The organism is Pantoea coffeiphila (genome assembly GCF_016909495.1).
Classification (GTDB): Bacteria; Pseudomonadota; Gammaproteobacteria; order Enterobacterales; family Enterobacteriaceae; genus Erwinia; species Erwinia coffeiphila.
This window is the reverse complement of the sequence record NZ_JAFBFW010000004.1, coordinates 188,137-214,885: the sequence shown is the minus strand read 5'-3', so window position 1 is coordinate 214,885 and position 26,749 is coordinate 188,137. Positions and strand designations below refer to the sequence as shown.

Annotated in this window: 21 protein-coding genes and 1 pseudogene; 19 read left to right on the top strand and 3 right to left on the bottom strand. The window is 55.2% G+C overall.

Going from position 1 to position 26,749, the window contains the following annotated elements; genetic code table 11:
• Positions 1-118: 118 nt before the first annotated feature.
• Entirely contained in the window at positions 119-1,633 is a 1,515-nt protein-coding gene (locus JOE09_RS14530) for a surface lipoprotein assembly modifier (RefSeq protein ID WP_205066272.1), read from the top strand.
• A 139-nt stretch (positions 1,634-1,772) separates the two neighbouring features.
• Here the strand turns inward: JOE09_RS14530 and yfbR are convergent, their stop codons facing one another.
• Both yfbR and JOE09_RS14520 read right to left on the bottom strand, forming a co-directional pair.
• The gene (yfbR, locus tag JOE09_RS14525) at positions 1,773-2,369 is read right to left on the bottom strand and encodes a 5'-deoxynucleotidase (RefSeq protein WP_105591267.1); all 597 of its coding nucleotides are present in this window, start codon (positions 2,367-2,369) and stop codon (positions 1,773-1,775) included.
• A 68-nt stretch (positions 2,370-2,437) separates the two neighbouring features.
• Positions 2,438-3,652 carry a pyridoxal phosphate-dependent aminotransferase gene (locus JOE09_RS14520; protein ID WP_200546162.1) on the bottom strand — a complete coding sequence of 405 codons (1,215 nt, stop codon included), beginning with the start codon at positions 3,650-3,652 and terminating at the stop codon, positions 2,438-2,440.
• Between the two features lie 1,022 nt (positions 3,653-4,674).
• On the opposite strand from JOE09_RS14520, the gene lrhA reads away from it, so the two are divergent.
• The 15 genes and pseudogenes from lrhA (at position 4,675) to JOE09_RS14445 (ending at position 21,752) form a co-directional block, all read left to right on the top strand.
• Entirely contained in the window at positions 4,675-5,601 is a 927-nt protein-coding gene (gene lrhA / locus JOE09_RS14515) for a transcriptional regulator LrhA (RefSeq protein WP_205066271.1), read from the top strand.
• 666 nt (positions 5,602-6,267) lie between these two features.
• Positions 6,268-6,705, top strand: coding sequence for an NADH-quinone oxidoreductase subunit A (locus JOE09_RS14510; protein ID WP_105591270.1), 438 nt, complete (start codon positions 6,268-6,270; stop codon positions 6,703-6,705).
• 17 nt (positions 6,706-6,722) lie between these two features.
• The gene (locus tag JOE09_RS14505; RefSeq protein WP_105591271.1) at positions 6,723-7,397 is read left to right on the top strand and encodes a NuoB/complex I 20 kDa subunit family protein; all 675 of its coding nucleotides are present in this window, start codon (positions 6,723-6,725) and stop codon (positions 7,395-7,397) included.
• Positions 7,398-7,502: 105 nt separating this feature from the next.
• Positions 7,503-9,316, top strand: a pseudogene (nuoC, locus tag JOE09_RS14500) (NADH-quinone oxidoreductase subunit C/D).
• 2 nt (positions 9,317-9,318) lie between these two features.
• Positions 9,319-9,834 carry an NADH-quinone oxidoreductase subunit NuoE gene (gene nuoE / locus JOE09_RS14495; RefSeq protein WP_105591273.1) on the top strand — a complete coding sequence of 172 codons (516 nt, stop codon included), beginning with the start codon at positions 9,319-9,321 and terminating at the stop codon, positions 9,832-9,834.
• Positions 9,831-11,171, top strand: coding sequence for an NADH-quinone oxidoreductase subunit NuoF (gene nuoF, locus JOE09_RS14490; protein WP_123335196.1), 1,341 nt, complete (start codon positions 9,831-9,833; stop codon positions 11,169-11,171). The genes nuoE and nuoF overlap by 4 nt, the downstream gene beginning before the upstream one ends.
• Before the next feature lie 50 nt (positions 11,172-11,221).
• Positions 11,222-13,948, top strand: coding sequence for an NADH-quinone oxidoreductase subunit NuoG (nuoG, locus tag JOE09_RS14485; RefSeq protein WP_205066269.1), 2,727 nt, complete (start codon positions 11,222-11,224; stop codon positions 13,946-13,948).
• Positions 13,945-14,922: an NADH-quinone oxidoreductase subunit NuoH gene (nuoH, locus tag JOE09_RS14480; protein WP_105591276.1), complete on the top strand. Its 978-nt coding sequence runs from the start codon at positions 13,945-13,947 to the stop codon at positions 14,920-14,922. The genes nuoG and nuoH overlap by 4 nt, the downstream gene beginning before the upstream one ends.
• Before the next feature lie 12 nt (positions 14,923-14,934).
• Complete coding sequence (gene nuoI / locus JOE09_RS14475) at positions 14,935-15,477, top strand: NADH-quinone oxidoreductase subunit NuoI (RefSeq protein ID WP_105591277.1); 543 nt, start codon at positions 14,935-14,937, stop codon at positions 15,475-15,477.
• Between the two features lie 10 nt (positions 15,478-15,487).
• Positions 15,488-16,042: an NADH-quinone oxidoreductase subunit J gene (nuoJ, locus tag JOE09_RS14470; RefSeq protein ID WP_205066268.1), complete on the top strand. Its 555-nt coding sequence runs from the start codon at positions 15,488-15,490 to the stop codon at positions 16,040-16,042.
• Positions 16,039-16,341, top strand: coding sequence for an NADH-quinone oxidoreductase subunit NuoK (gene nuoK, locus JOE09_RS14465; protein WP_105591279.1), 303 nt, complete (start codon positions 16,039-16,041; stop codon positions 16,339-16,341). Before nuoJ ends, nuoK begins: the two co-directional genes overlap by 4 nt.
• Entirely contained in the window at positions 16,338-18,176 is a 1,839-nt protein-coding gene (gene nuoL, locus JOE09_RS14460) for an NADH-quinone oxidoreductase subunit L (protein ID WP_205066267.1), read from the top strand. Before nuoK ends, nuoL begins: the two co-directional genes overlap by 4 nt.
• A gap of 71 nt (positions 18,177-18,247) precedes the next feature.
• Complete coding sequence (nuoM, locus tag JOE09_RS14455; protein ID WP_105591281.1) at positions 18,248-19,768, top strand: NADH-quinone oxidoreductase subunit M; 1,521 nt, start codon at positions 18,248-18,250, stop codon at positions 19,766-19,768.
• Between the two features lie 6 nt (positions 19,769-19,774).
• On the top strand, positions 19,775-21,232 hold the full coding sequence (gene nuoN / locus JOE09_RS14450) for an NADH-quinone oxidoreductase subunit NuoN (protein ID WP_205066266.1): 1,458 nt from the start codon (positions 19,775-19,777) through the stop codon (positions 21,230-21,232).
• A gap of 64 nt (positions 21,233-21,296) precedes the next feature.
• Positions 21,297-21,752, top strand: coding sequence for a GNAT family N-acetyltransferase (locus JOE09_RS14445; protein ID WP_205066265.1), 456 nt, complete (start codon positions 21,297-21,299; stop codon positions 21,750-21,752).
• An 80-nt stretch (positions 21,753-21,832) separates the two neighbouring features.
• On the opposite strand, the gene JOE09_RS14440 is transcribed toward JOE09_RS14445, so the two are convergent.
• Complete coding sequence (locus JOE09_RS14440; protein WP_105591618.1) at positions 21,833-23,491, bottom strand: glucan biosynthesis protein D; 1,659 nt, start codon at positions 23,489-23,491, stop codon at positions 21,833-21,835.
• 338 nt (positions 23,492-23,829) lie between these two features.
• Here JOE09_RS14440 and elaB point away from each other — a divergent pair, with 338 nt between their 5' ends.
• From elaB to menH, 3 genes are all read left to right on the top strand, one after another.
• Positions 23,830-24,141 (top strand): stress response protein ElaB, encoded by a 312-nt coding sequence (gene elaB / locus JOE09_RS14435; protein WP_123335182.1) that lies wholly within the window; start codon positions 23,830-23,832, stop codon positions 24,139-24,141.
• Positions 24,142-24,309: 168 nt separating this feature from the next.
• Complete coding sequence (menD, locus tag JOE09_RS14430) at positions 24,310-25,977, top strand: 2-succinyl-5-enolpyruvyl-6-hydroxy-3-cyclohexene-1-carboxylic-acid synthase (RefSeq protein WP_205066264.1); 1,668 nt, start codon at positions 24,310-24,312, stop codon at positions 25,975-25,977.
• Complete coding sequence (menH, locus tag JOE09_RS14425; RefSeq protein ID WP_205066263.1) at positions 25,974-26,741, top strand: 2-succinyl-6-hydroxy-2,4-cyclohexadiene-1-carboxylate synthase; 768 nt, start codon at positions 25,974-25,976, stop codon at positions 26,739-26,741. The genes menD and menH overlap by 4 nt, the downstream gene beginning before the upstream one ends.
• The last annotated feature ends 8 nt before the right edge of the window (positions 26,742-26,749 follow it).

Sequence of the window (26,749 nt, the reverse complement as noted above, 5' to 3'; positions counted from 1 at the left end):
GTCATATGTTCTTAAGCAGGGGCTATCGAATTGCCCCTGCTTTATATTATCGCTTCTATCTCGGCAGTCCGGAATGTCAGCCGGGTTCCAGAAGTTCTGGCGGTTATGGAGTCAGTCTATGGCAATTAGTAAATTTATTTTTTCCAACGGGATGAATTCACGTTTGATATTACTCACTCTGTCATCGATTGTTGCCGCTAACAGCCCCATTGCCCGGGCCGAGGATCGTGAAGATACGCGTCGGCTGCTGGAGATGAACGTGCAGCGCCAGGCGGTTGGGCGCGAACGCGAACTGCTAAAAGAACAACAGGAGCCTGCGACGGTAGGTACTTTCAATGTGAATGGTCAGACCTGGCAGGTGGAGCGGACTGCTCCGGCGTTGGGGCAGGCACTTTATATGGCCCTGCAGGCTCATGAGTGGGGCGTTGCCCGCCGCCTGCTGAATGATTATCTGACCCTGCCCGATCGCGAGCCGCTGCTGGTGCATTATGCGCAGGGGACGCTGGCACGAGCTGCTGGAGACTACGATCGGGCAATTGCTGAGTATCGCGCAACGCTGGCGCTAAAGGCAGATTTTTTGCTGGCAAAGCTCGAGCTGGCCCGTACGCTGTTTCTGGATGGTCAGGATCGTGAAGCCGATCGGGCTTTTGCTGAAATTCTGGCCAGTTTTGACAGCAGTGATACGAGAACCGCTGGGGTAACAAAAACCATTACTGCCTTCCGTGAAGCGCTGGAACAGCGCCAGGCGTGGAGCGGGGCGATTTCTTTTGGCCCCGAATGGAGCGATAACGTTAACCAAACCACCGCAAGCCGCACCTGCCTGTTTGCCACCGACGACGGTTTTTGTTTCTACGAACGGGTGGTGCCCGAAGCTATCAGCTCCACCGGCACCGCCTTTGACGCCAGCGTGCAGCGCCGCATTCCGGTATATCAGCATCACGGTTTGTATCTTCGTTCACAGCTGTTTGGCACCCAGTACCGTACTCAGGGAAGCTATAACGAAACCACCTTTAATGCGCAGGCCGGATACAGTTTCCGCAAGGGCCGCCAACAGATCGCCATAGCGCCGACGTTTGAGTATTACGAGCAGAGCAATCATGCACTGTATGGCGCATGGGGTGCACACGCCGAGTGGACTTATCTGCTGACGGCAGCGTCGATGTTTAAGCTGGAAGGGGATTATAGAGATCGGCATTTTCGTCAGCAGAGCTACGCGGAGAATTTTAACGGTGGACAAACCTCATACTGGGCCACCTATTATCACAGTGTCTCTGAGGGTATAACGCTGTTCGGCGGTGTGGATTTTACCGATTCGGATGCCCGCAGTGAATACAACGGCTATCGGCAAAAGGGCGTCAGGCTTGGCGTTTCGGCTGAACTGCCGGCGGGGTTCCAGGCAACGTTGTTTACCGCTCTGCGCAAGCGCGACTACGACGTCTACAACCCGTTAATCGAGGAGCAACGCCTCGACAGAGAACAAAACTACGTGCTGGTGGTGAAGGCGCAGGAGTGGAAAGTCGCCGGTTTTGTCCCGATGCTGATTGCGCGGCATAACAAGGTGAAAAGTAACGTTGACTGGCTTTACAGCTATGACCGAAATGATATCGGCTTTAAGCTGGAGTATGCGTTTTAAACATCCCGCAAATCATCGTGCGTGATGTTGAACCGGGTTTAAGAGGCTATTACGTAGCTGTAAGGGGTGACAGACGTCATCCCCGTTTTAATTTTGATCAGCAATCAGCAATCAGCAATCAGCAATCAGCAATCAAGCGCTACAGCGACTCCTGGCTAATTTCATCCAGAGACAGGCTAAAGCTGGGGATAAACACCTCAACAAAATAGTCCATTTCCGGGCTGTGGCGCTGGGAGAGGGTTTTCTCCAGGCGGGCTTTCGCCAGCAGGAATTCGTTATTGCCCGCTGACAGCTCCTCCAGACATTTCAGGTAGGCGCACAGCGCATCTGCCTGTTTAACAATCGCCGTTTCCGCCTCGCTGTGCTGGTGCTCGTCAATCAGCGGAGCCCAGGCAGAGCGCAATTCTTCCGGCAGCATTTCAATCAGTTTCTTCTGCGCGATCTTCTCAATTTTTTTGTATTCATGGGCAATCTGCGCGTTGTAGTACTTCACCGGCGTGGGTAGATCGCCGGTCAGTACTTCGCTGGCGTCGTGATACATCGCCATCAGGGCGATACGGCCGGGGTCGAGATTGCCGTTAAATTTCTTGTTTTTAATCACCGCCAGCGCATGGGCAACCATCGCCACCTGCAGACTGTGTTCCGACACGTTTTCAGTGCGTACGTTACGCATTAACGGCCAGCGGTTAATCAGTTTCAGACGGGAGAGGTGGGCAAAAAAGTGGCTTTGATTCATCAGGTCTTTCCGCTTGCCCGGATAGCCGCATTGCCGCTATCCGGGACTGATATCTGAAGAGAGGGGACTTACTGGTGGTAGCCGCCGAGGAAGCGGCCAAACTTGGTGATGGCCATTTCCAGATCGTCTACGCGCGGCAGAGTAACGATGCGCACATGATCTGGCCACGGCCAGTTAAAGGCGCTGCCCTGCACCAGCAGGACTTTTTCCTGCAGCAGGAAGTCGAGAACCATCTTCTGGTCATCGTGGATGTTGAATTTTTTCGCGTCGATTTTCGGGAACATATACAGCGCGCCTTCAGGCTTAACGCAGCTCACGCCTGGAATATCATTGATCAACTCCCAGGCCCGATTACGCTGTTCATACAGACGGCCACCCGGCTGAATAAATTCGCTGATGCTCTGATAGCCGCCCAGTGCGGTTTGAATAGCGTGCTGCGCCGGAACGTTGGCGCACAGGCGCATCGACGCCAGCATTTCCAGGCCTTCAATATAGCCTTTCGCGTGTTTTTTCGGCCCGTTCAGCACCATCCAGCCCTGACGGAAACCGGCAACGCGGTAGGTTTTTGACAGGCCGTTAAAGGTAATGGTCAGCAGGTCCGGTGCCAGCGCGGCGATCGAGTGATGACGGGCGGCATCGTAAAGAATCTTGTCGTAGATTTCGTCAGCAAAAATAATCAGGTTGTGCTGGCGGGCGATCTCAACCACTTCCAGCAGCAGTTCTTTGCTGTATACCGCGCCCGTCGGGTTGTTCGGGTTGATGATCACAATACCGCGGGTGCGCGGAGTGATTTTGCTGCGAATATCGTCAAGGTCCGGGAACCAGCCAGCGGATTCATCACAAAGGTAATGCACGGCCTTACCGCTGGACAGGGACACTGCGGCGGTCCACAGCGGGTAGTCCGGGGCCGGAACCAGCATTTCGTCACCGCTGTTCAGCAGCGCCTGCATTGACTGAACGATCAGCTCTGATACGCCGTTACCAATATAGATATCTTCAACGGTCGTATCACGAACGCCCAAAGCCTGATAGTGCTGCATGATGGCTTTACGCGCGGAATACAGGCCTTTGGAGTCGCAGTAGCCCTGTGCGCTGGGCAGATTGCGGATCACATCGACCAGAATTTCGTCCGGGGCTTCAAAGCCGAAAGGGGCAGGGTTACCGATGTTGAGCTTGAGAACTTTATTACCTTCTTCTTCGAGGCGCTTGGCTTCTTTCAACACCGGGCCGCGAATGTCATAACACACATTATCCAGTTTGCTGGACTTATCAATTTGGGTCATCTCGGTCACCTTGACTTGCAGGAGGGTTTTCCTGCCGTGGAAAACTAAACGTTACACAATGTACTCCTCTCCTTAATGCTTTTGAAGGGTAGCCACGGGGTTTGGCGCGTTAATCGCGCTTTTTTCATGCGGCTCACACTACAGCGCGGAGGTTGTACAGTTTGTAGTATTAAATACTGTAAAGCTGAGTGTAATCACTACTTAAAACTGGAATCTTTCTTGTAATACTGAATGTCGATTCTCCTTTTGAGAGAAAATTGTTGGGAGATATTGCACAATTCATTAATGAAAAGTGGATTAATGATTGTTGAAACAGTCAAAATAAAATTATCATTTGAGTGCTTTTTGATCGCTTGAGTCTGTCACTCTAAGCTCAATCGTTTGCGCAGGCGCTGTGCCTGTCAAAAGATTGAATGAGTCCGATTCTTAAAGCGAAGTTTGATTTTAGTATATGCAAGTCTCATTGGAGTGCTGTTGCTGATAAAATCTTACTTTAGAGATAAGAATAATCGCATTTGGGCTTAAAAAGTAGGCGACAGTATGTCAGGATAACTTTCAGGAGACTTTACGCCGGTTTGCAGAGGTCTTCTGGTAATAAAAAAATGGTTTTTATACCCTGAAAGGGTAAGGAATGCTTAATATTCCTCCGGCATTGATGCTAAATGATTGCCACAGACTTTCCAGTTTGAATCTGCACTGTTAGATCCAAAAACGCGCGCATTTTTACCTAAAGTTTGTCGGGGTGAGCGGGAATCCGGTATCTGATTACCGCTTATGGGTTAGTACAGTGTGCAATCGTGATTAATCAGAGTCGGACACCTTTTTACCGCTCGCGTTGCGCACCGTCTGAGCCGATCGGAGTGTCGTGCAGGGTCTTACAGTGAGAGTTTACGTCATACTTCAGCCGGGTGTACCGGTTCCCGCTGATTGAATTATGCATTGATTATCAACTTATCTTTTTGATAAGAAAGTAATAACACCAGGGTAGCTGTTCGTAAAAAACTTATAAAGTGAAGAAAAACATGACTAGTGCAAATCGTCCGATACTTAATCTCGACCTCGATCTGCTGAGAACTTTTGTAGCTGTAGCCGATCTGAATACTTTTGCCGCAGCAGCAGCAGCTGTGTGCAGAACCCAGTCAGCAGTTAGCCAGCAGATGCAGCGTCTGGAACAACTGGTTGGCAAAGAACTCTTTGCCAGGCATGGGCGCAACAAGTTGCTGACTGAACATGGTATTCAGCTGTTGGGTTATGCGCGAAAAATCCTGCGCTTTAATGATGAAGCCTGCACGTCACTCATGTACAGCAACGTTCAGGGCGTGCTGACTATCGGCGCATCTGACGATACATCTGATACCATTTTACCGTTCCTGCTAAACCGCGTGACTTCGGTTTATCCGAAGCTGGCCATCGACGTACGCGTGAAGCGTAACCCGTTTATGATGGAAATGCTGAATCAGGGCGAGGTTGATCTGGTTGTGACAACCTCCAGCCCGATGAACTTTGCCTGGCAGGTGCTGCGTACGTCGCCGACGCTGTGGTACTGCGCTGCGGATTATATCTTCCAGCGCGGAGAGGCGATTCCTCTGGTCCTGCTGGATGAGCCAAGCCCTTATCGTGATATGGCTATCGATCACCTTAACGAAGCCGGTATCCCATGGCGTATCTCCTATGTTGCTTCTACGCTGGCTGCGGTGCGCGCGGCGGTGAAAGCGGGCCTTGGTGTGACCGCTCGTCCGGTGGAGATGATGAGCCCGGAGCTGCGCGTTATGGGGGCTGCGGAAGGTTTGCCTGTTCTGCCGGATACCGAATATCTCCTGTGCCGCAACCCGGATAGCGACAACGAGCTGGCGCTGGCGATCTTCAATGCCATGGAATCCAGCAACGATCCTTATGCCCTGGTCAACGCAAATCCTGACGGTGCCGCGCTGCTGGATGAGGATGAGTAATCTGTCAGATTAAACGCTGATGTTTATCATTCCCATAGCTAAATTGCATTAAATTTATGAATAACAGCCTTTCAGTGTTTTTTTAACCTGAAAGGTTTTTTTTTGTCATTTTAACGTCATCTAAATGCGCTTTCTTCATCAGAAAAAAGTGTTCCTGCTGCCCTTGTCCATAACGCCTTTAAACCGTTCACTCCATTGCTGGAGACGCCAGTATCATTCGTGCGATGAATTGATTTTGCACAATCCTTGCTGACCAAAATTTGGCCATAAAACACAGAAGTGTGTCCTCGATCAAAAAAATAACCCTATTAAGGGGCAGGAAAATATGATTATTCCTGCCAAAATAGAGATTGTTAAATACGCGATCCGAACATGGTTTTAGCTGCTACATTTTTATCAGGTCCTACCACTGACACGATTTAGCTTATTTTATGAGCATTAATTGTTAAAATAATGTTGCATCTGTAAATTAGCATGCGGATACTTTTGTCAAAGTTGACAAAAGGTTATTGAAAGGAGTAAAAAACCCCATAAAATAGCTGCCTAATCAAAAGAGGCAGTAAAATTTATAAGGTTTTTTATTTTTCCCTTGAATCGTTGTGGTGTGTTAACTGCCAGAGATTAGAGCAGGACGCGAAACACCACTTTTGGTGAGTAAGCAAGAGTATGTCAACAACCACAGAAGTCGTCGCCCATCACTGGGCATTCGCTGTTTTTCTGATCGTTTCAGTCGGTCTGTGTTGCCTGATGTTGGCCGGAGCGTGGTTCCTGGGCGGAAAAGGCCGGGGAAGGTACAAAAACACGCCTTTTGAGTCAGGAGCTCCTTCCGTCGGTAGCGCAAAACTGCGCCTGTCTGCCAAATTCTATCTGGTAGCAATGTTCTTCGTAATCTTCGACGTTGAAGCCCTCTATCTCTACGCATGGTCGACAGCGATTCGCGAAAGCGGATGGGTCGGTTTTGTGGAAGCCGCCATTTTCATCTTGGTATTGCTTGCTGGTCTGGTTTATCTGGTTCGCATCGGCGCACTGGACTGGGCTCCTGCCCGCCGTCGCTTTGACGTGAAGCCAACCACCATCTCGCACTCCAACCGTAATACGCAGTAACAGCGAGGCAAATAGACATGGACTATACGCTCACCCGCATAGACCCGAACGGTGAGAATGACCGTTACCCCCTGCAAAAACAGGAGATCGTCTCCGATCCCCTGGAAAAGCACGTTCATCAAAACGTCTACATGGGCAAGCTTGAGCATGCCATGCATGACCTGGTGAACTGGGGACGTAAGAACTCCCTCTGGCCGTTTAACTTCGGTCTTTCCTGTTGTTATGTCGAAATGACCACGTCGTTTACTTCGGTACACGACGTGGCGCGTTTTGGCTCGGAAGTTATTCGTGCTTCGCCTCGCCAGGCCGACTTCATGGTGGTTGCAGGAACCTGCTTTACCAAAATGGCACCCGTTATTCAGCGCCTGTACGACCAGATGCTGGAACCTAAGTGGGTGATTTGCATGGGAGCCTGTGCCAACTCTGGCGGTATGTACGACATCTATTCCGTGGTTCAGGGCGTTGATAAGTTCCTGCCGGTCGATGTGTATATTCCAGGCTGTCCGCCGCGCCCTGAAGCCTATATGCAGGCGCTGCTGCTGCTGCAGGAATCGATTGGTAAAGAGCGCCGTCCGCTGTCGTGGGTGGTCGGCGATCAGGGTGTGTATCGCGCCAATATGCAATCCGAACGCGAGCGTAAACACGCCGAGCGTATCGCGGTAACAAACCTGCGCAGCCCTGACGAGATTTAAGCCAGGCAGTTTATGGATGAGGTCAGCAACAGCACAACAAGACTACAAAGCAACGTGCGCCGACCCGCCTTACGCCAACACTGAGTGCCTGTCGGACAGGCCAGAATGGTGAACAACTTATGACAGACTTAACCACGCAAGATCTCGCACAGCCTTTATGGCAAACCCGCGACCACCTGGATGACCCGGTGATCGGCGAGCTGCGTAACCGTTTTGGGCCAGATGCCTTTACCGTACAACCAACCCGTACCGGGATACCGGTTGTCTGGGTGAAACGTGAGCAGTTGTTAGAAGTAATTGAATACCTGCGCAAGCTGCCTAAACCCTATGTCATGCTGTATGACCTGCATGGTATGGATGAGCGTCTGCGTACCCACCGTGCAGGTTTACCGGCGGCGGATTTTTCCGTTTTCTATCACTTCATCTCCATTGAACGTAATCGCGACATTATGCTCAAGGTGGCGTTGTCTGAAAACGATCTGAATGTGCCGACCATCACCAAAATTTTTGCCAATGCCAACTGGTATGAGCGTGAAACCTGGGAGATGTTCGGGATTAATATCGTGGGCCACCCGCACCTGACGCGCATTATGATGCCGCAGAGCTGGGAAGGGCACCCGCTGCGTAAAGACTATCCGGCCCGTGCGACCGAATTCGATCCCTTTGAGCTGACCAAGCAAAAAGAAGATCTGGAAATGGAAAACATGACCTTCAAGCCGGAAGACTGGGGCATGAAGCGTGGGACCAATAACGAGGACTATATGTTCCTCAACCTCGGTCCTAACCACCCGTCTGCGCACGGTGCGTTCCGCATCATCCTGCAGCTGGATGGTGAAGAGATCGTGGACTGCGTTCCGGATATCGGCTACCACCACCGTGGTGCTGAGAAAATGGGTGAGCGCCAGTCCTGGCACAGCTATATCCCATATACCGACCGTATCGAGTACCTCGGCGGCTGCGTTAACGAGATGCCGTACGTACTGGCAGTAGAAAAACTGGCCGGAATAAAAGTGCCAGAGCGCGTGGAAGTGATTCGCGTCATGCTGTCAGAACTGTTCCGTATTAACAGCCACCTGCTGTACATCTCTACTTTTATTCAGGACGTCGGCGCTATGTCTCCGGTGTTCTTTGCCTTTACCGACCGCCAGAAAATTTATGACGTGGTGGAAGCGATCACCGGCTTCCGTATGCATCCGGCCTGGTTCCGCATCGGCGGCGTGGCGCATGACCTGCCGAACGGCTGGGAACGCCTGCTGCGAGAGTTCCTCGACTGGATGCCAAAACGTCTGAAAGCCTACGAACAGACCGCGCTGAAAAATAGCGTTCTGATTGCCCGTGCTAAGGGTGTTTCTGCCTACAACATGGAAGAAGCACTGACCTGGGGCACCACCGGTGCCGGTCTGCGCGGAACCGGTCTGGACTTTGACGTGCGTAAATGGCGCCCTTACTCCGGCTACGAAAACTTTGATTTCGAAGTGCCAATCGGGGGCGGTGTGAGCTGTGCTTACACCCGCGTGATGCTCAAAATGGAAGAGATGCGCCAGAGTATGCGTATCCTGGAACAGTGCCTGAAAAACATGCCTGCCGGTCCATTTAAAGCCGATCATCCGCTGACGACGCCACCGCCTAAAGAGCGCACGCTGCAGCATATCGAAACCCTGATCACGCACTTCCTGCAGGTTTCCTGGGGGCCAATTATGCCTGCCAACGAATCCTTCCAGATGATTGAAGCGACGAAGGGGATTAACAGTTACTACCTGACCAGCGATGGCAGCACGATGAGCTACCGCACACGCGTGCGCACGCCGAGCTTCCCGCACCTGCAGCAGATCCCTTCGGTGATCAACGGCAGCCTGGTATCCGACCTGATCGTATACCTCGGTAGTATCGATTTTGTTATGTCAGACGTGGACCGCTAATTATGCACGATCAAAGAATTGCGATCGAAACGATCGATGAATCCGGGGCTTTCATGCTGAGTGCGGCAGAGCGCGATGCCATCGAGCATGAAAAGCACCACTATGAAGATGCTCGCGCAGCGTCAATTGAAGCGCTGAAAATCGTTCAGAAACAGCGTGGCTGGGTGCCGGACGGCGCAATCCATGCGATAGCCGACGTGCTGGGTATTCCTGCCAGCGATGTGGAAGGTGTGGCAACGTTCTACAGCCAGATCTACCGCACGCCGGTGGGCCGCCATGTGATCCGCTACTGCGACAGCGTGGTGTGCCACATCACCGGCTTCCAGGGCATTCAGGCCGAGCTGGAAAACAAGCTCAATATCAAGCCGGGCCAGACGACCGCTGACGGGCGCTTTACGCTGCTGCCAACCTGCTGTCTTGGCAACTGCGACAAGGGACCGGTGATGATGGTGGATGAAGATACCCACGTTCATCTGACGCCGGAAGGCCTCGCCAACTTACTGGAGCAGTATCAATGAAAACGATTATTCGTACTGCCGAAACGCATCCGCTGACGTGGCGCATGCGTGACGATAAGCAGCCGGTATTCTTCGATGAATACCGCAGTAAGAATGGCTATGCCGGTGCTGAAAAAGCGCTGAAGTCCATGTCGCCGGAAGAGATCGTAGGTCAGGTAAAAGACTCCGGTCTGAAAGGCCGCGGCGGTGCGGGCTTCTCCACCGGTTTGAAGTGGAGCCTGATGCCGAAAGATGAATCCATGAACATCCGTTACCTGCTGTGTAACGCCGATGAAATGGAGCCGGGCACCTATAAAGACCGCCTGCTGATGGAGCAGATGCCGCACCAGCTGGTGGAAGGCATGCTGATCGGTGCTTTTGCACTGAAAGCCTACCGTGGCTACATCTTCCTGCGCGGTGAATACATTGAGGCGGCTGCGAACCTGCGCCGTGCGATTGCCGAAGCGACCGAAGCGGGCCTGTTGGGTAAAAACATCCTCGGTACCGGTTTTGATTTCGAACTGATCGTTCATACCGGTGCGGGCCGCTACATCTGCGGTGAAGAAACGGCGCTGATCAACTCGCTGGAAGGCCGCCGCGCCAACCCGCGCTCCAAGCCGCCGTTCCCGGCTTCAGCCGGCGCATGGGGCAAGCCGACCTGCGTCAACAACGTGGAAACTATCTCAAACGTCCCGGCGATTATTGCCAACGGCGTTGACTGGTACAAAAACATCTCCACCAGTGAAGATGCCGGAACCAAGATGATGGGCTTCTCCGGCCGCGTTAAGAATCCGGGCGTGTGGGAGCTGCCGTTTGGTACGACCGCGCGTGAGATCCTGGAAGAATATGCCGGTGGCATGCGTGACGGCCTGAAGTTTAAGGCGTGGCAGCCGGGTGGGGCAGGGACGGACTTCCTGACCGATCAGCACCTCGACCTGCCGATGGAATTTGCCAGCATTGGTAAAGCCGGTAGTCGTCTGGGTACCGCGCTGGCCATGGCCGTCGACCATGAAATCAATATGGTGTCGCTGGTACGCAATTTAGAAGAGTTCTTTGCCCGTGAATCCTGCGGCTGGTGTACGCCGTGCCGCGATGGCCTGCCGTGGAGTGTGAAAATTCTGCGCGCGCTGGAACGTAAACAGGGACAGCCGGGGGATATCGAAACCCTGCTGCAGCTCTGTCGTCAGCTTGGCCCGGGTAAAACCTTCTGTGCGCACGCACCTGGTGCAGTAGAGCCACTGCAAAGTGCCATCAAATATTTCCGCGAAGAGTTCGAAGCGGGTATGGCACCTCAGGTTTACAGCAACGCGCACGCGATTAGCGGCATCCAGCCGAACCTGTTAAAGGCTCGCTGGTAAGCAAAGTTTAACGCCCGTTTTTTACCGGGCCTTACGGAAGCATGTTCACTATGGCTACAATTCATGTAGACGGTAAAGAATATGATGTTGATGGCGCAAACAACCTGCTGCAGGCCTGTTTGTCCCTCGGCTTAGATATTCCTTATTTCTGCTGGCATCCTGCGCTCGGTAGCGTCGGTGCCTGCCGCCAGTGTGCGGTGAAGCAGTTCCAAAATGCCGAAGATACCCGTGGTCGTCTGGTGATGTCCTGCATGACGCCAGCCTCCGACGGTACCTTCATCTCGATTGATGACGGCGAAGCAAAAGAGTTCCGCGAAAGCGTGGTGGAGTGGCTGATGACCAACCACCCGCACGATTGTCCGGTATGTGAAGAGGGCGGTAACTGCCACCTTCAGGATATGACGGTCATGACCGGCCACAGCTTCCGCCGCTATCGTTTTACCAAGCGTACCCACCGCAATCAGGATCTCGGTCCGTTCATTTCTCATGAAATGAACCGCTGTATCGCCTGCTATCGCTGCGTGCGTTACTACAAAGATTATGCGGACGGTACAGACCTCGGCGTGTACGGTGCTCACGACAACGTCTACTTCGGTCGCCCGGAAGACGGCGTGCTGGAAAGTGAATTCTCCGGTAACCTCGTTGAAATTTGCCCGACCGGCGTGTTCACCGATAAAACCCACTCCGAGCGCTACAACCGTAAGTGGGATATGCAGTATGCGCCAAGCATCTGCCAGCAGTGCAGCATCGGCTGTAACACCAGCCCGGGCGAGCGCTATGGCGAGCTGCGCCGTATCGAAAACCGCTATAACGGCACCGTTAACAGCTACTTCCTCTGTGACCGTGGTCGCTTCGGCTATGGCTATGTCAATCTGAAAGATCGTCCGCGCCAGCCTGTGCAGCGTCGTGGCGATGACTGGATCACCCTGAACGCCGAGCAGGCGATGCAGGGGGCGGCCGACGTGCTGCGCCAGGCGAACAAAGTGATCGGTATCGGCTCCCCGCGTGCCAGCGTGGAAAGCAACTTTGCGCTGCGCGAACTGGTTGGCGCTGAAAACTTTTCTACCGGCATCCCGGCAGGGGAGCAGGCACGTCTTGATCTGATGCTGGAAATTCTGCGCGACGGCGGTATCCACACTCCGTCCCTGCACGATATTGAAAGCTACGATGCGGTGCTGGTGCTTGGGGAAGATCTGACCCAGACCGGTGCGCGCGTTGCGCTTGCCGTCCGTCAGGCGGTGAAGGGTAAATCCCGTGAGATGGCAGCGGCGCAGAAAGTGGCCGACTGGCAGATCGCCGCGATCCTCAATATCGGTCAGAATGCTAAACATCCACTGTTTGTGACTAACGTCGACCAGACCCGTCTGGACGATATTGCCGCGTGGAGCTACCGCGCCCCGGTTGAAGACCAGGCGCGTCTGGGCTTCGCGATTGCCCACGAGCTGGATGCCAGCGCACCGGCAGTCAGCGATCTGGATAAGTCACTGAACGGCAAAATCGACGTGATCGTGCAGGCGCTGGCCGGTGCGAAGAAACCTCTCATCGTTTCCGGTACCAACTCCGGCAGCGAAGCGGTGATTCAGGCGGCAGCCAACGTGGCGAAAGCGCTGAAAGGCCGCGGCCAGGATGTCGGTATTACCCTGCTGGCGACCGCCAGTAACAGCATTGGCCTTGGCATGATCGGCGGCCACTCGCTGGATGCGGCACTGCAGGAGCTGGAAAGCGGTTCTGCTGATGCGGTTATCGTGCTGGAAAACGATCTCTATCGTCAGCTGCCGAAAGCGCAGGTGGATGCGGCACTGAAAAATACGCCAAACGTGATTGTTATCGATCACCAGCGTACCGCCACCACTGAAAAAGCCGGTCTGGTTCTCTCCACCGCCAGCTTCGCAGAAAGTGACGGTACGGTGGTGAACCAGGAAGGTCGCGCCCAGCGCTTCTTCCAGGTTTATGACCCAGCCTATTACGACAACAAAGTTGAGATGCTGGAAAGCTGGCGCTGGCTGCACGCGCTGCAAAGCACCATTAACAGCCGCGAGCCGGACTGGACCCAGCTGGATCATGTCATTGATTCCTGCGTGGTTGCGCTGCCGCAGCTGGCGGCGATCAAAGATGCGGCTCCGGATGCCAGCTTCCGTATTCGCGGACAGAAACTGTCGCGTTCACCGATCCGCTCCAGTGGACGTACTGCGATGCGCGCAAATATCAGCGTGCATGAGCCGCGTCAGCCGCAGGATAAAGACACCATGTTTGCCTTCTCGATGGAAGGGAACAACCAGCCGGGTGCGGCACGTTCGCAGATCCCATTTGCCTGGGCTCCAGGCTGGAACTCACCGCAGGCGTGGAACAAATTCCAGGCCGAAGTGGGCGGTAACCTGCGTAACGGCGATCCGGGCGTGCGTCTGTTCGAAGCGGGCCCGTCGCAGCTGGGATGGTTCGAAAAAATCCCTGCCGCGTTTGTGGGCAGTGAAAACCGCTGGCGTGTCGCGCCGTACTTCCACCTGTTTGGCAGTGAAGAAATGACCCAGCGCTCACCGGTTATGCAGAAACGTATGCCGGAAGTTTATGTGATGGTTAACCCGAACGATGCGGCGAAACTCGGCGTTAACGCCAACAGTGCCGTTCAGTTCAACTGCCAGGGTGAAACCCTGCGCCTGCCGGTGCGCTTCTCAAGCCACCTGCAGGCAGGGCAGGTAGGCCTGCCGCTGGGCTTACCGGGTATCCCTCCGTTCCTGTCGGGCGCTGAAATCGACAATCTGCAGGAGGCGGTACAATGAGCTGGTTGACACCGGAAGTTATCGACATTTTGATTGCCGTCGGCAAAGCACTGGTCATCCTGATGGTGGTGGTGGCCTGCGGCGCGCTGATGAGCTTTGGCGAACGCCGAATTCTCGGCCTGTTCCAGAACCGCTACGGTCCTAACCGCGTCGGCTGGGGCGGATCGCTGCAGCTGGTGGCGGATATGATCAAAATGTTCTTCAAAGAGGACTGGATACCGCCGTTTACCGACCGTGTGATCTTCACCCTTGCGCCGATGATTGCCTTTACCTCGCTGCTGCTGGCGATGGCGATCGTGCCGGTTACCTCTACCTGGATGGGGGCGGACCTGAACATCGGTCTGCTGTTCTTCCTGATGATGGCCGGTCTGGCGGTTTATGCCGTGCTGTTCGCGGGCTGGTCGAGTAACAACAAATACTCGCTGCTGGGTGCCATGCGCGCCTCGGCCCAGACCCTGAGCTACGAAGTGTTCCTCGGCCTGTCGCTGATGGGCGTAGTGGCGCAGGCTGGCTCGTTCAACATGCTGGATATCGTTAACAGTCAGGAACATATGTGGAACGTGATTCCGCAGTTCTTCGGCTTCCTGACCTTCTGCATCGGCGGCGTAGCGGTGTGTCACCGCCACCCGTTTGACCAGCCGGAAGCAGAGCAGGAACTGTCGGACGGTTATCACATTGAATACGCCGGTATGAAATTCGGCCTGTTCTTCGTCGGTGAGTACATCGGTATCGTTACCGTGTCTTCACTGATCGTGACGCTGTTCTTCGGTGGATGGAACGGTCCGTGGCTGCCGCCGATTTTCTGGTTCGCCATCAAAACGGGCTTCTTCATGATGATGTTCATTTTGATCCGTGCTGCGTTACCGCGTCCGCGCTATGACCAGATGATGTCGTTCGGCTGGAAAGTTTGTCTGCCGTTGACGCTGTTGAACCTGCTGGCGACTGCCGCAGTGATTCTGTACACGGCGCAGTAAGGGGTTAAGAACATGACATTAAAAGACATTGCCGTTGGTTTCGGTACGACAGTACGCAGTATCTGGCTGATTGGTCTGAACGCCTTCGCCAAGCGCGAAACCATGATGTACCCGGAAGAGCCGGTTTATCTGCCGCCGCGCTTCCGTGGGCGCATCGTGCTGACGCGTGACCCGGACGGCCAGGAGCGCTGCGTTGCCTGTAACCTGTGTGCGGTTGCCTGTCCGGTTGGCTGTATCTCGCTGCAAAAAGCCGAGATGCAGGATGGCCGCTGGTACCCGGAATTCTTCCGTATTAACTTCTCGCGCTGCATTTTCTGTGGCCTGTGTGAAGAGGCTTGCCCGACCACTGCGATTCAGCTTACCCCGGACTTCGAGCTGGGCGAGTTTAAGCGTCAGGATCTGGTGTATGAAAAAGACGACCTGTTGATCTCCGGTCCGGGCAAATATCCGGAATATAACTTCTACCGGATGGCGGGTATGGCGATTGATGGTAAAGACAAAGGCTTTGCTGAAAACGAAGCTAAACCTATCGACGTCAAGGGCTTGTTACCTTAAGGAGCCAGGCATGGAATTTGCGTTTTATCTTTGCGGACTGGTAGCGGTGCTGGCGACCTTGCGCGTTATCACCCATACCAACCCGGTACATGCGTTGCTGTACCTGATTGTCTCTTTGCTGGCGGTGTCCGGTGTGTTTTTCTCGCTCGGGGCTTACTTCGCCGGTGCGTTAGAGATCATCGTTTATGCCGGCGCGATCATGGTGCTGTTCGTCTTCGTCGTGATGATGCTGAACCTCGGCGGAGCGGAAGTGCAGCAGGAGCGTGAATGGCTGAAACCGGGGGCGTGGGTTGGGCCGGGCCTGCTGTCGCTGGTGCTGCTGGTGGTGCTGATTTACGCCATCCGCACCGTGAATGACCAGGGTATTGACGGCACGATGATCGATGCCAAGCAGGTCGGTATCAGCCTGTTCGGGCCTTACGTACTGGCGGTAGAGCTGGCTTCTATGCTGTTGCTGGCCGGTCTGGTCGTGGCATTCCATATTGGTCGCGAGCAGCGTGCAGGTGAATTGCTGAGCAACCGTCCGGACGACGCGTTAAAAAGTAAGAAGGAGGAGAGAGTATGATCCCTCTGCAACATGGACTGATTCTGGCGGCCGTGCTGTTTGTTCTTGGACTGACCGCCGTCACTATCCGTCGCAATATGCTGTTTATGTTGATCGGCCTCGAAATCATGATTAACGCTGCGGCACTGGCGTTTGTGGTTGCGGGGAGCTACTGGGGTCAGGCAGACGGTCAGGTGATGTTTATCCTGGCGATCAGCCTGGCGGCTGCCGAGGCCAGTATCGGCCTGGCGCTGCTGCTGCAGTTACATCGCCGCAGCCAGAACCTCAACATTGACAAAGTGAGCGAGATGCGCGGATGAACCTTCTCTATTTAACAATCCTGTTTCCGCTGATCGGCTTCCTTCTGCTGGCGTTCTCTCGTGGCCGCTGGTCGGAAAACCTGTCAGCTACCGTGGGAATGGGTTCCGTCGGACTGGCGGCGCTGGTCACGGCTTATGCCGGGATCGACTTTTTCAATAATGGACAGCAGGTGTTTAACCAGGCGCTGTGGACCTGGATGCACGTTGGCAACTTCAAAATCGACGTTAACCTGACGCTGGACGGCCTGTCGCTGACCATGCTGTCGGTGGTGACCGGCGTTGGCTTCTTCATCCACATGTTTGCCTCATGGTACATGCGTGGAGAAGAGGGCTACTCGCGCTTCTTCGCTTACACCAACCTGTTTATCGCCAGCATGGTGGTTCTGGTGCTGGCCGACAACCTGATGCTGATGTATCTCGGTTGGGAAGGCGTGGGCCTGTGCTCCTACCTGCTGATCGGCTTCTACTATACCGAGTCGAAAAACGGCGCGGCGGCAATGAAGGCGTTTATCATTACCCGCGTCGGTGACGTGTTCCTGGCATTTGCGTTGTTTATTCTCTACAACGAGCTGGGTACGCTGAACTTCCGCGAGATGGTCGAGCTGGCTCCGGCACACTTTGCGGCTGACAACCATATGCTGCAGTGGGCCACACTGATGCTGTTAGGCGGTGCGGTCGGTAAATCCGCTCAGCTGCCGTTGCAGACCTGGCTGGCCGATGCGATGGCGGGTCCAACCCCGGTATCTGCACTGATCCACGCCGCGACGATGGTTACCGCCGGTGTTTACCTGATTGCGCGTACTCACGGCCTGTTCCTGCTGACGCCTGAAGTGCTGCATCTGGTCGGCATTATCGGCGCTATTACGCTGGTTCTGGCAGGCTTTGCCGCGCTGGTGCAAACCGACATCAAACGCGTGCTGGCTTATTCAACCATGAGCCAGATTGGCTACATGTTCCTTGCGCTGGGCGTTCAGGCGTGGGATGCGGCTATCTTCCACCTGATGACCCACGCGTTCTTTAAAGCGCTGCTGTTCCTCTCGTCCGGTTCGGTGATCCTTGCCTGCCACCACGAGCAGAACATCTTTAAAATGGGTGGCCTGCGTAAGAGCATTCCGCTGGTGTACGTCTGCTTCCTGGTGGGCGGTGCGGCACTGTCGGCGCTGCCGCTGATTACCGCAGGCTTCTTCAGTAAGGATGAAATTCTGGCGGGTGCGCTGGCGAACGGCCATATCAATCTGATGGTTGCGGGCCTGGCGGGCGCCTTTATGACGTCTCTCTATACCTTCCGTATGATCTTTATCACCTTCCACGGTAAAGAAAAAATTCATGCTCACGCAGGGAAAGGGATCACGCACCATCTGCCGCTGATTGTGCTGTTAGTTCTCTCAACCTTTATTGGTGCGATGATCGTACCACCGCTGAAAGGCGTACTGCCGGAGACCACTGAACTGGCCCACGGCAGCGTGATGATGCTGGAAATTGCCTCCGGCGTAGTGGCGATTGTCGGTATTCTGCTGGCCGCCGCGCTGTGGCTGGGCAAACGTACGCTGGTGACTGCGATTGCTAACAGTGCGCCGGGCCGTTTCTTCTCCACATGGTGGTTTGCCGCCTGGGGCTTCGACTGGCTGTATGACAAAGTCTTCGTTAAGCCTTACCTCGGCATTGCCCGGCTGCTGCAGCGCGATCCGCTCAATTCAGTGATGAATGTTCCGGCGATTCTCGCGCGTGTAGGCAACAAAGGCCTGGTGATCAGCGAAAACGGCTATCTGCGCTGGTATCTTGCCGCGACGAGCATCGGTGCCGTTGTGGTTCTGTATCTGCTGATGGTGCTGTAAAGGTTAGTGAGTTGGGGTGGAGCCGAGCTTCGCCCCAGTAGAAAAATTCGAAATAAAGGGAACAAACCGCCATGTTATTACCTTGGCTTATAATCCTCCCCTTCGTCGGTGGTCTGTTGTGCTGGCAGCTCGAACGCTTTGGTCCCAAAGTGCCGCGCTGGATTGCATTGATCGCGATGGGGCTGACGCTGGTGCTGTCACTGCAGCTGTGGATGCAGGGTGGCTACTCACTGACCCAGGCTTCCGGATTGCCGCAGTGGCAATCTGAATTCAACGTGCCGTGGATTCCGCGTTTTGGTATCCATTTCCATCTGGCGCTGGATGGTTTGTCGCTGTTGATGGTGGTGCTGACCGGCCTGCTCGGTCTGATGGCGATTCTTTGTTCATGGAACGAAATCGAGAAGTGGCAGGGCTTTTTCCACCTGAATCTGCTGTGGATTCTGGGTGGCGTGATCGGCGTATTCCTTGCCGTCGATCTGTTCCTGTTCTTCTTCTTCTGGGAAATGATGCTGGTGCCGATGTACTTCCTGATCGCGCTCTGGGGCCATAAAGCCTCCGACGGGAAGACGCGTATTACCGCAGCAACCAAGTTCTTCATTTATACCCAGGCAAGCGGCCTGATCATGCTGATCGCTATTCTGGCGCTGGTATTCGTTCACTACAACGCCACCGGCGTGTGGACCTTCAACTATGAAGATCTGCTGAAAACGCCAATGTCGCATACGGTTGAATATGTACTGATGCTCGGCTTCTTTATCGCCTTCGCGGTAAAAATGCCTGTGGTACCGCTACACGGCTGGCTGCCTGACGCACACAGTCAGGCACCGACCGCAGGTTCCGTTGACCTGGCAGGTATTCTGTTAAAAACCGCTGCTTATGGTCTGTTGCGCTTTGCTCTGCCGCTGTTCCCGAATGCTTCCGCAGAGTTTGCGCCGATTGCCATGTGGCTGGGGATTATCGGCATCTTCTACGGTGCATGGATGGCGTTCTCTCAGTACGATATTAAACGCCTGATCGCCTACACCTCGATCTCCCATATGGGCTTTGTGCTGATTGCCATCTACACCGGCAGCCAGCTGGCCTACCAGGGCGCGGTGATTCAGATGATTGCGCACGGCCTGTCTGCGGCAGCGCTGTTTATTCTGTGTGGTCAGCTGTACGAGCGTCTGCATACCCGTGATATGCGCCAGATGGGTGGCCTGTGGTCGCGCATCAAATGGCTGCCCGGCCTGTCGCTGTTCTTCGCGGTGGCAAACCTGGGTATGCCGGGTACCGGTAACTTCGTCGGTGAGTTTATGATCCTCACCGGCAGCTTCCAGAGCGTGCCGACGATCATTCTGATCGCCACGTTTGGACTGGTGTTTGCGTCGGTTTACTCACTGATCATGATGCAGCGCGCTTACTACGGTGCGCCTAAGTCAGATACGCCACTGCGCGGCATGTCAGCGCGTGAGTTCCTGATGATCATGGTGCTGGTTGTCCTGCTGGTGCTGCTGGGTGTTTATCCGCAGCCGATTCTGGATACCTCCCACGCTGCGATGAGTAACATCCAGCAGTGGTTTACCGCTTCAATTTCAACTACAAGGCCGTAATTCGCCATGACAATAACTCCTCAACAACTGATCGCACTTCTGCCGCTGCTGATCGTCGGATTGACGGTGGTAGTTGTGATGCTGTCCATTGCGTGGCGACGCAACCATTTCGTCAATGCAACACTGGCGGTGATTGGCCTGAACCTGGCGCTGTTATCTCTTTACTTTGTCGGCCAGGCAGGGCCAATGGATGTTACCCCGCTGCTGCGGGTGGACGGCTATGCCATTCTCTATACCGGCCTGGTGATCCTTGCCAGCCTGGCGACCTGTACTTTTGCCTATCCGTGGCTGGCTACTTACCCGGATAACCGTGAAGAGTTCTATCTGCTGGTGCTGATCGCCGCACTGGGCGGCATCGTGCTGGCCAGTGCCAACCACCTGGCGTCGCTGTTTATTGGTATTGAGCTGATCTCCCTGCCGCTGTTTGGTCTGGTGGGCTACGCCTTCCAGCAGAAACGCTCGCTGGAAGCCGCCATCAAGTACACCATCCTCTCTGCCGCAGCATCTTCATTCCTGCTGTTCGGTATGGCGCTGGTGTATGCCGATTCCGGTAACCTCGGCTTTGTGGCATTGGGCAAAAGCCTGACCGACGGTCTGATTCACCAGCCTCTGCTGCTGGCCGGTCTTGGCCTGATGATTGTTGGCTTTGGCTTTAAGCTGTCGCTGGTTCCGTTCCATCTGTGGACGCCGGACGTGTATCAGGGCGCACCGGCTCCGGTCACCACGTTCCTGGCTACCGCCAGTAAAATCGCTATCTTTGCCGTGCTGATGCGCCTGTTTATGTACGCGCCGATGACCGACAGCGAAGGCGTGCGCACGGTACTGGGTATCATTGCCGTGGCCTCGATGCTGTTCGGGAACCTGATGGCGATTTCGCAGAGCAACATCAAGCGTATGCTGGGTTACTCCTCGATTGCGCATATGGGTTACCTGCTGGTTGCGCTGGTTGCCGTTCAGACTCATCAGCTGTCGCTGGAAACCGTCGGTGTTTACCTGGCTGGCTATCTGTTCAGCAGCCTGGGTGCCTTCGGGGTGGTCAGCATGATGTCCAGCCCGTATAGCGGACCGGATGCGGATTCACTTTACTCGTACCGCGGCCTGTTCTGGCATCGTCCAATCCTGTCTGCTGTGATGACGGTGGTGATGCTGTCGTTGGCGGGTATTCCGATGACGCTGGGCTTTATCGGTAAATTCTACGTGCTGGCAGTGGGCGTGAGCGCCGATCTGTGGTGGCTGACCGGTGCTGTGGTGCTCGGTAGCGCCATCGGTCTGTACTACTATCTGCGCGTCACCGTCAGTCTGTATCTGACACCGCCGGAAATGGCGATGCGTGATGCACCTTCAAACTGGGCGTTTACCGCCGGTGGGATTGTGGTGCTGATCTCTGCGATTCTGGTGCTGCTGCTGGGTATCTATCCTCAGCCGCTGATTTCGCTGGTCAACCTGGCACAGCCGCTAATGTAAGTTAAGGCATTCCAGGTAATAATCGGGCCCTTGTGGCCCGATTTTTTTTGCTCAGAGGAATTGTATGGATCTGAACTGGCAAGATTTACACCATAGCGAACTCAGTACCAGCCAGCTTTATCAGCTGCTGGCACTGCGTAATGCGGTCTTTATTGTTGAACAGCAGTGCCCGTATCTGGATATCGACGGAGCCGATCTCACCGGGGATAACCGGCATCTTTTGGGAATTATTGACGATCGTCTGGTGGCCTATGCGCGAATTCTGGTACCAAAGGAGGCCGACCAGCCGGTGAAGTTCGGACGGGTGATTATTTCCGGGGAAGCGCGAGGTTTGAATCTGGGCAGCAGGCTGATGGAGCAGGCGCTCAACAGCTGTGAACGTCACTGGCCACAGCGGCCAATTTTCCTGTCGGCACAGGCGCATCTGCAACGGTTCTACGGTCGTCTGGGATTTGTGGCGGTTAGCGGTGAGTATCTTGAAGATGATATTCCGCATGTCGATATGCTGCGGGCAGGTTAATCCGCGCTATTTCACAGCAAGGCGGCCCATGAAAGGCCGCCTTGTAGCATTCTCCGGCTTGACGGGAAACGCCAGCGTCGTTAACCGGCGGTCATAATCCGATCGTCGACGTATTTGCGCTTATCCGGCGGCGGCGGGAAGTACTGATACAGCCAGGTCTCGCTCAGCGTGTCGTCTTTGGTGCGCAGGAACATACGCATGTTCACCGGCGCGGTTGAATCGCTGTTCGGATACCAGTCAAACAGAATACGATAGCCGTTGATTGGCTCAACATAGAGGATTTCAACCTGTTTGAGCGTCCCTGAGGTGACCTCAATCACCGGCTCAATCCCCTTCGGCGCAGCGGCTTTAAGATCGCCACCGACGAAGTCAACGGCAAAACGACGCGCCCAGACGTCCGGATAGTGTTCACCCGGTGCCCAGCCTTCCGGGAAGCCACCCATACCGGTGCGGGTCGCGTTAACCCGCGCCAGACCGCTGCGAACCGGCGGCAGGCCGCTCCAGTAAAGCTTGTACTGGAAGCTGTGCTCGCTGCCGGCTTTGATCGGCTCGGCTGGCTGCCAGAAGCAGACGATATTATCCAGCGTTTCTCCCGTGGTCGGGATCTCCATCAGGTTGACCGCGCCTTTGCCCCATTTTCCAACCGGTTCCACCCACAGACTCGGGCGCTTGTTGTACCAGCCGATCACGTCCTGATAGTCCTGGAAATCATGATTGAGCTGTAACATGCCGAAGCCGCGCGGGTTTTCATCCTGGTAGGCGTTAAAGGTCAGGCGCTGCGGGTTGTTCAGCGGGCGGCAGATCCACTCACCGGCACCGGTCCACATGGCCAGACGATCGGAGTCGTGGATCTGCGGATGGATGGTGTCGCACATGCGGCGCTCGTTGTTGCCGCAGCTGAACATGGTGGTCATCGGCGCGATACCCAACTGCCAGATATCCTTGCGCGCATAGATGTGGTTTTCCACCTCCATCACCACGCGCTTTTCCTCGCAGTGGATGATGAACTTAAACGCGCCGGTGCAGCTTGCGCCATCCAGCAGAGTGTAGACGGTAAAGGTGGTGTCATCGGCTTTTGGCGTTTCGAACCAGAAGGCGGTGAAGTCAGGGAACTCTTCTTTACCGTTGCTGAAGGTATCAATCGCCACGCCGCGAGCCGATAGCCCGTACTGATAGGTTTCATCCACCGCGCGGAAGTAGCTGGCCCCCAGGAAGGAGACGATATCGCGGCGAGCCAGTTCAGGCTTTTTAAAGGCGCGGAAACCGGCGAAGCCGAGGTCGGTTTTCCCTTCCAGCTGGGCGGTATCAACATGCGCATTATTGTAGTTGAACAGCTCGGGGCGGAAATGAATCTCACGCGCTTCGCGGCTGCCGCTGTCCACGGAGAACATGCGGATGCGGCGTTTGAATCCCATCCCCACGTGGAAGAACTGAACGTCAAGCTGGCGATTATCGATGCCGTTCCACAGCGAGTGGTTGGCATCGTACTGGATTTCGTTATAGGCCTGAGGCGTTAAGGTGGCCAGGGTTTGCGGCAGCGGAGCCGGTGCGCCACCGTAAGGTTTTTTCGCCAGATCGGCGGCTAATTTTTTGAGCACGTCAAAATCAAATCGCACTGCGGTGCCGTCGGCAATCTCGCTGTCTGCCCAGGCGGCCTGGGAGAACAGGGTGGAGATACCAGACATTCCACTTAAGGTGGCGAATGCCATTGACGCTTTCATAAACATTCTTCGATTCATGCCAGAAATCATATCCTTTGCTGAACGGAGCTTGTGTTGACTGTCGCGCGTACTTCACGCATTCGCGTCGCCGGATTTAGCCCGACTACAGGGAGTTACGACAGCTTGCCTGGTGACTAATTCAGTTCAGGCAAAATTTATCAGATAAATCCAAAAACCGCAGTGATTTCCACGGCTGACCTGCGCGGAAGCTGCAATAAACAGCATCTTTGACGAGGATCGACAACGGCTGGACGCAGGGTTCCCAGGGATAACTGGCCCTTTTTGCCATGCAGCCCGAAAAATAGGGTCTATAGTTAGTCAGCAAGCAATGTGTAATTCGCCCACGGAGGATGACAATGGCTACACAGACTGAACCGCATGAGACTCGACTGGATGACGATCTGGCTTTGCTGACCAAAACGCTGGAAGAAGTGTTGAAGTCATCGGGCGATCCGGCTGACCAGAAATATGTTGAACTGAAGGCCAGAGCAGAAAATTCACTTCATGAAGTGAAATCGCGCATCAGCAATGCATCTGATACCTACTACTATCGCGCACGTCAGGCCGTTTCCCGTGCCGATGACTACGTTCACGACAAACCGTGGCAGGGCATTGGTGTTGGTGCCACGCTGGGTCTGGTTATAGGACTGCTGCTGGCTCGTCGTTAATTTATAACGCACTGGTGCCCTTTTACGGGCACCTGATTTTGCTAAATATCCTGCTGCCGTTCCCCCCGTTTTTACTCTGATGAAAACCTGCGTAATACTGGTTCAAATCAAAAAGATCGCAAAAACGCCTGCTTATAATGACTCCAGTCAATTTGATCTGGAGTGGCAATGTCGCACGCAACGTTCAATCGCCGCTGGGCTACCGTTCTTGTCGAAGCGCTTACCCGGCACGATATCCGGCATGTTTGTATTGCGTCCGGATCGCGCTCGGCACCCCTGGTGCTGGCCGCTGCTGCCAATGAAAAACTGGTCTGCCACACCCACTTCGATGAGCGTGGCCTTGGCTTTTTAGCCCTGGGGCTGGCAAAAAGCAGCGGGCAGCGGGTGGCCGTTATTGTTACCTCAGGCACGGCGGTGGCCAATCTCTATCCCGCTATTGTGGAAGCCCGTCAGGGCGGTGAAAAGCTGGTAGTGATTACCGCCGACCGTCCGACCGAGCTGATTGGCTGCGGAGCCAACCAGGCTATCGAACAGCAGGGTATTTTTGCCAGCCACGTCACCGCCGCACTGAATCTTCCCCGACCGACTCCCGATATTCCGGCGCGCTGGCTGGTGTCCTCGCTGGATACGCTGCTGACCGGGCAGAAAAGCGGTGCCGTGCATATCAATTGCCCGTTTGCCGAACCGCTGTACGGTGAGGATGAAGGAGAGTACCTGGCGTGGGCTAATGAGCTGGGTGACTGGTGGCACAGTCCGCATCCCTGGCTCAGCTATCCTGCGTTCGCCGATCTCCCCCTCATGCCGGACTGGTTTTTTGCCCGTCAGCAGCGTGGTGTGGTCATCGTTGGCAGAGTCTCTGCCACCGAGGGGCAGCAGATTAGCGAATGGGCTGAACAGCTTGGCTGGCCGCTGCTGGGCGATGTTCTGTCGCAGAGCGGCCAGCCACTACCGCATTCCGCGCTCTGGCTGGCACATCCTCAGGCCCGCCAGGCGCTGAATGACGCGCAGCTGGTGGTACAGTTCGGCAGCAGTCTGACCAGCCGCAACCTCTTGCAATTCCAGCAGCAGTGCCGGCCGGGTAAATGGTGGTTAATCGATCCGCTCCCCGGCCAGCGCGATCCCGCTTTTCATCAGGGGATTCGGGTACAGGCCCGCGCGGGCGAGTGGCTGGCAAAACATCCGGCAATGCCGCGCCAGCCCTGGTGCCCGCAGCTTCAGGAACTGGCCGACAAAACCGACCGTTACCTGAAGCAGCATCTGACCACCTTTGGCGAGGCGCAGCTGGCGCGCCGAATGCCGGAGCTGCTGGCCGGGAAAGGCGCGCTGTTTATCGGTAACAGCCTGGCAATCCGGCTGGTGGATGCGCTGGCCCGTCTGCCTGTGGGGTATCCGGTATATAGCAATCGTGGTGCCAGCGGTATCGACGGGCTGATTGCTTCCGCCGCGGGCGTTCAGCGCGGGCTTGGGCAGCCGCTATTGCTGCTGCTGGGGGATCTCTCCGCCCTGTATGATCTGAACAGCATGGCGCTGCTGCCGCAGGCCTCCGCCCCGGTTGTGGTGCTGGTGGTGAACAACCAGGGCGGGCAAATATTTTCTCTGCTGCCGACGCCGCAGTACGAACGCGAGCGCTTCTTCGCCATGCCGCCTGGGGTGGATTTCAGCCACGCGGCGGCGGTATTTGGCCTGAACTACCGGCGTGCGGAAAACTGGCCTGCACTGGCCGACGCGGTGAGGGAGGGATTCACGCGCGGCGTTACGCTGGTGGAAATGGTTTGTGACGGCGATGCGGGTGCGCAGGCCCTGGCTGGTCTACTCAAAGAGGTGATGACCCTGTGATTCTCCATGCGCGTTGGCAGGGACATCATCGCAGCATCAGGCCGGTGCTGGTCTGGCTGCATGGTTTTCTTGGCAGCGCGGATGACTGGCTGCCGGTGCAGCACTATTTCCGGCACTGGCCGCTGCTCAGCATCGATTTGCCGGGGCACGGCGGTTCACAGGCGCAAACCGTCAGCGGTTTTGACGAATTCTCACAGCGGTTGACCGCAACGCTCAACTACCATCAGGTTGAACGCTACTGGCTGATTGGCTACTCCCTCGGGGCTCGTCTGGCGTTTTATCACGCCTGCCGCCACGATGATGGCAGGCTTTGTGGTCTGTTGGCCGAAGCGGGTCACTTTGGCTTACCCCGCCAAAGCGAGCGCGAAACGCGCCGCGAGCACGATTTTGGCTGGGCGCAGCGTTTCCGCCAGCAGCCTTTGCCGCTGGTGCTCAGCCAGTGGTATCAACAGCCGGTTTTTGCTGAGCTTACCAACCCACAGCGACAGGCGATGATTGCCCGTCGGCTGAACAATCGCGCAGAGGGGCTGGCGACCATGCTGGAAGCCACTTCCCTTTCCGTACAGCCCGATCTGCTGTCGGAGCTACGGCAGAAAACGATCCCCTTCCACTATCTGTGCGGCGAATGGGACCTTAAATTCTTACAGCTGGCGCAGCAGTCGGGCCTGACTCCGGTGGTGATCCGCGATGCCGGGCACAACACTCACCTGGCAAACCCGATGGCATTCGCCCATCAGCTTTCGCTGTTGCTGAACCACAACTAACAGGAGCT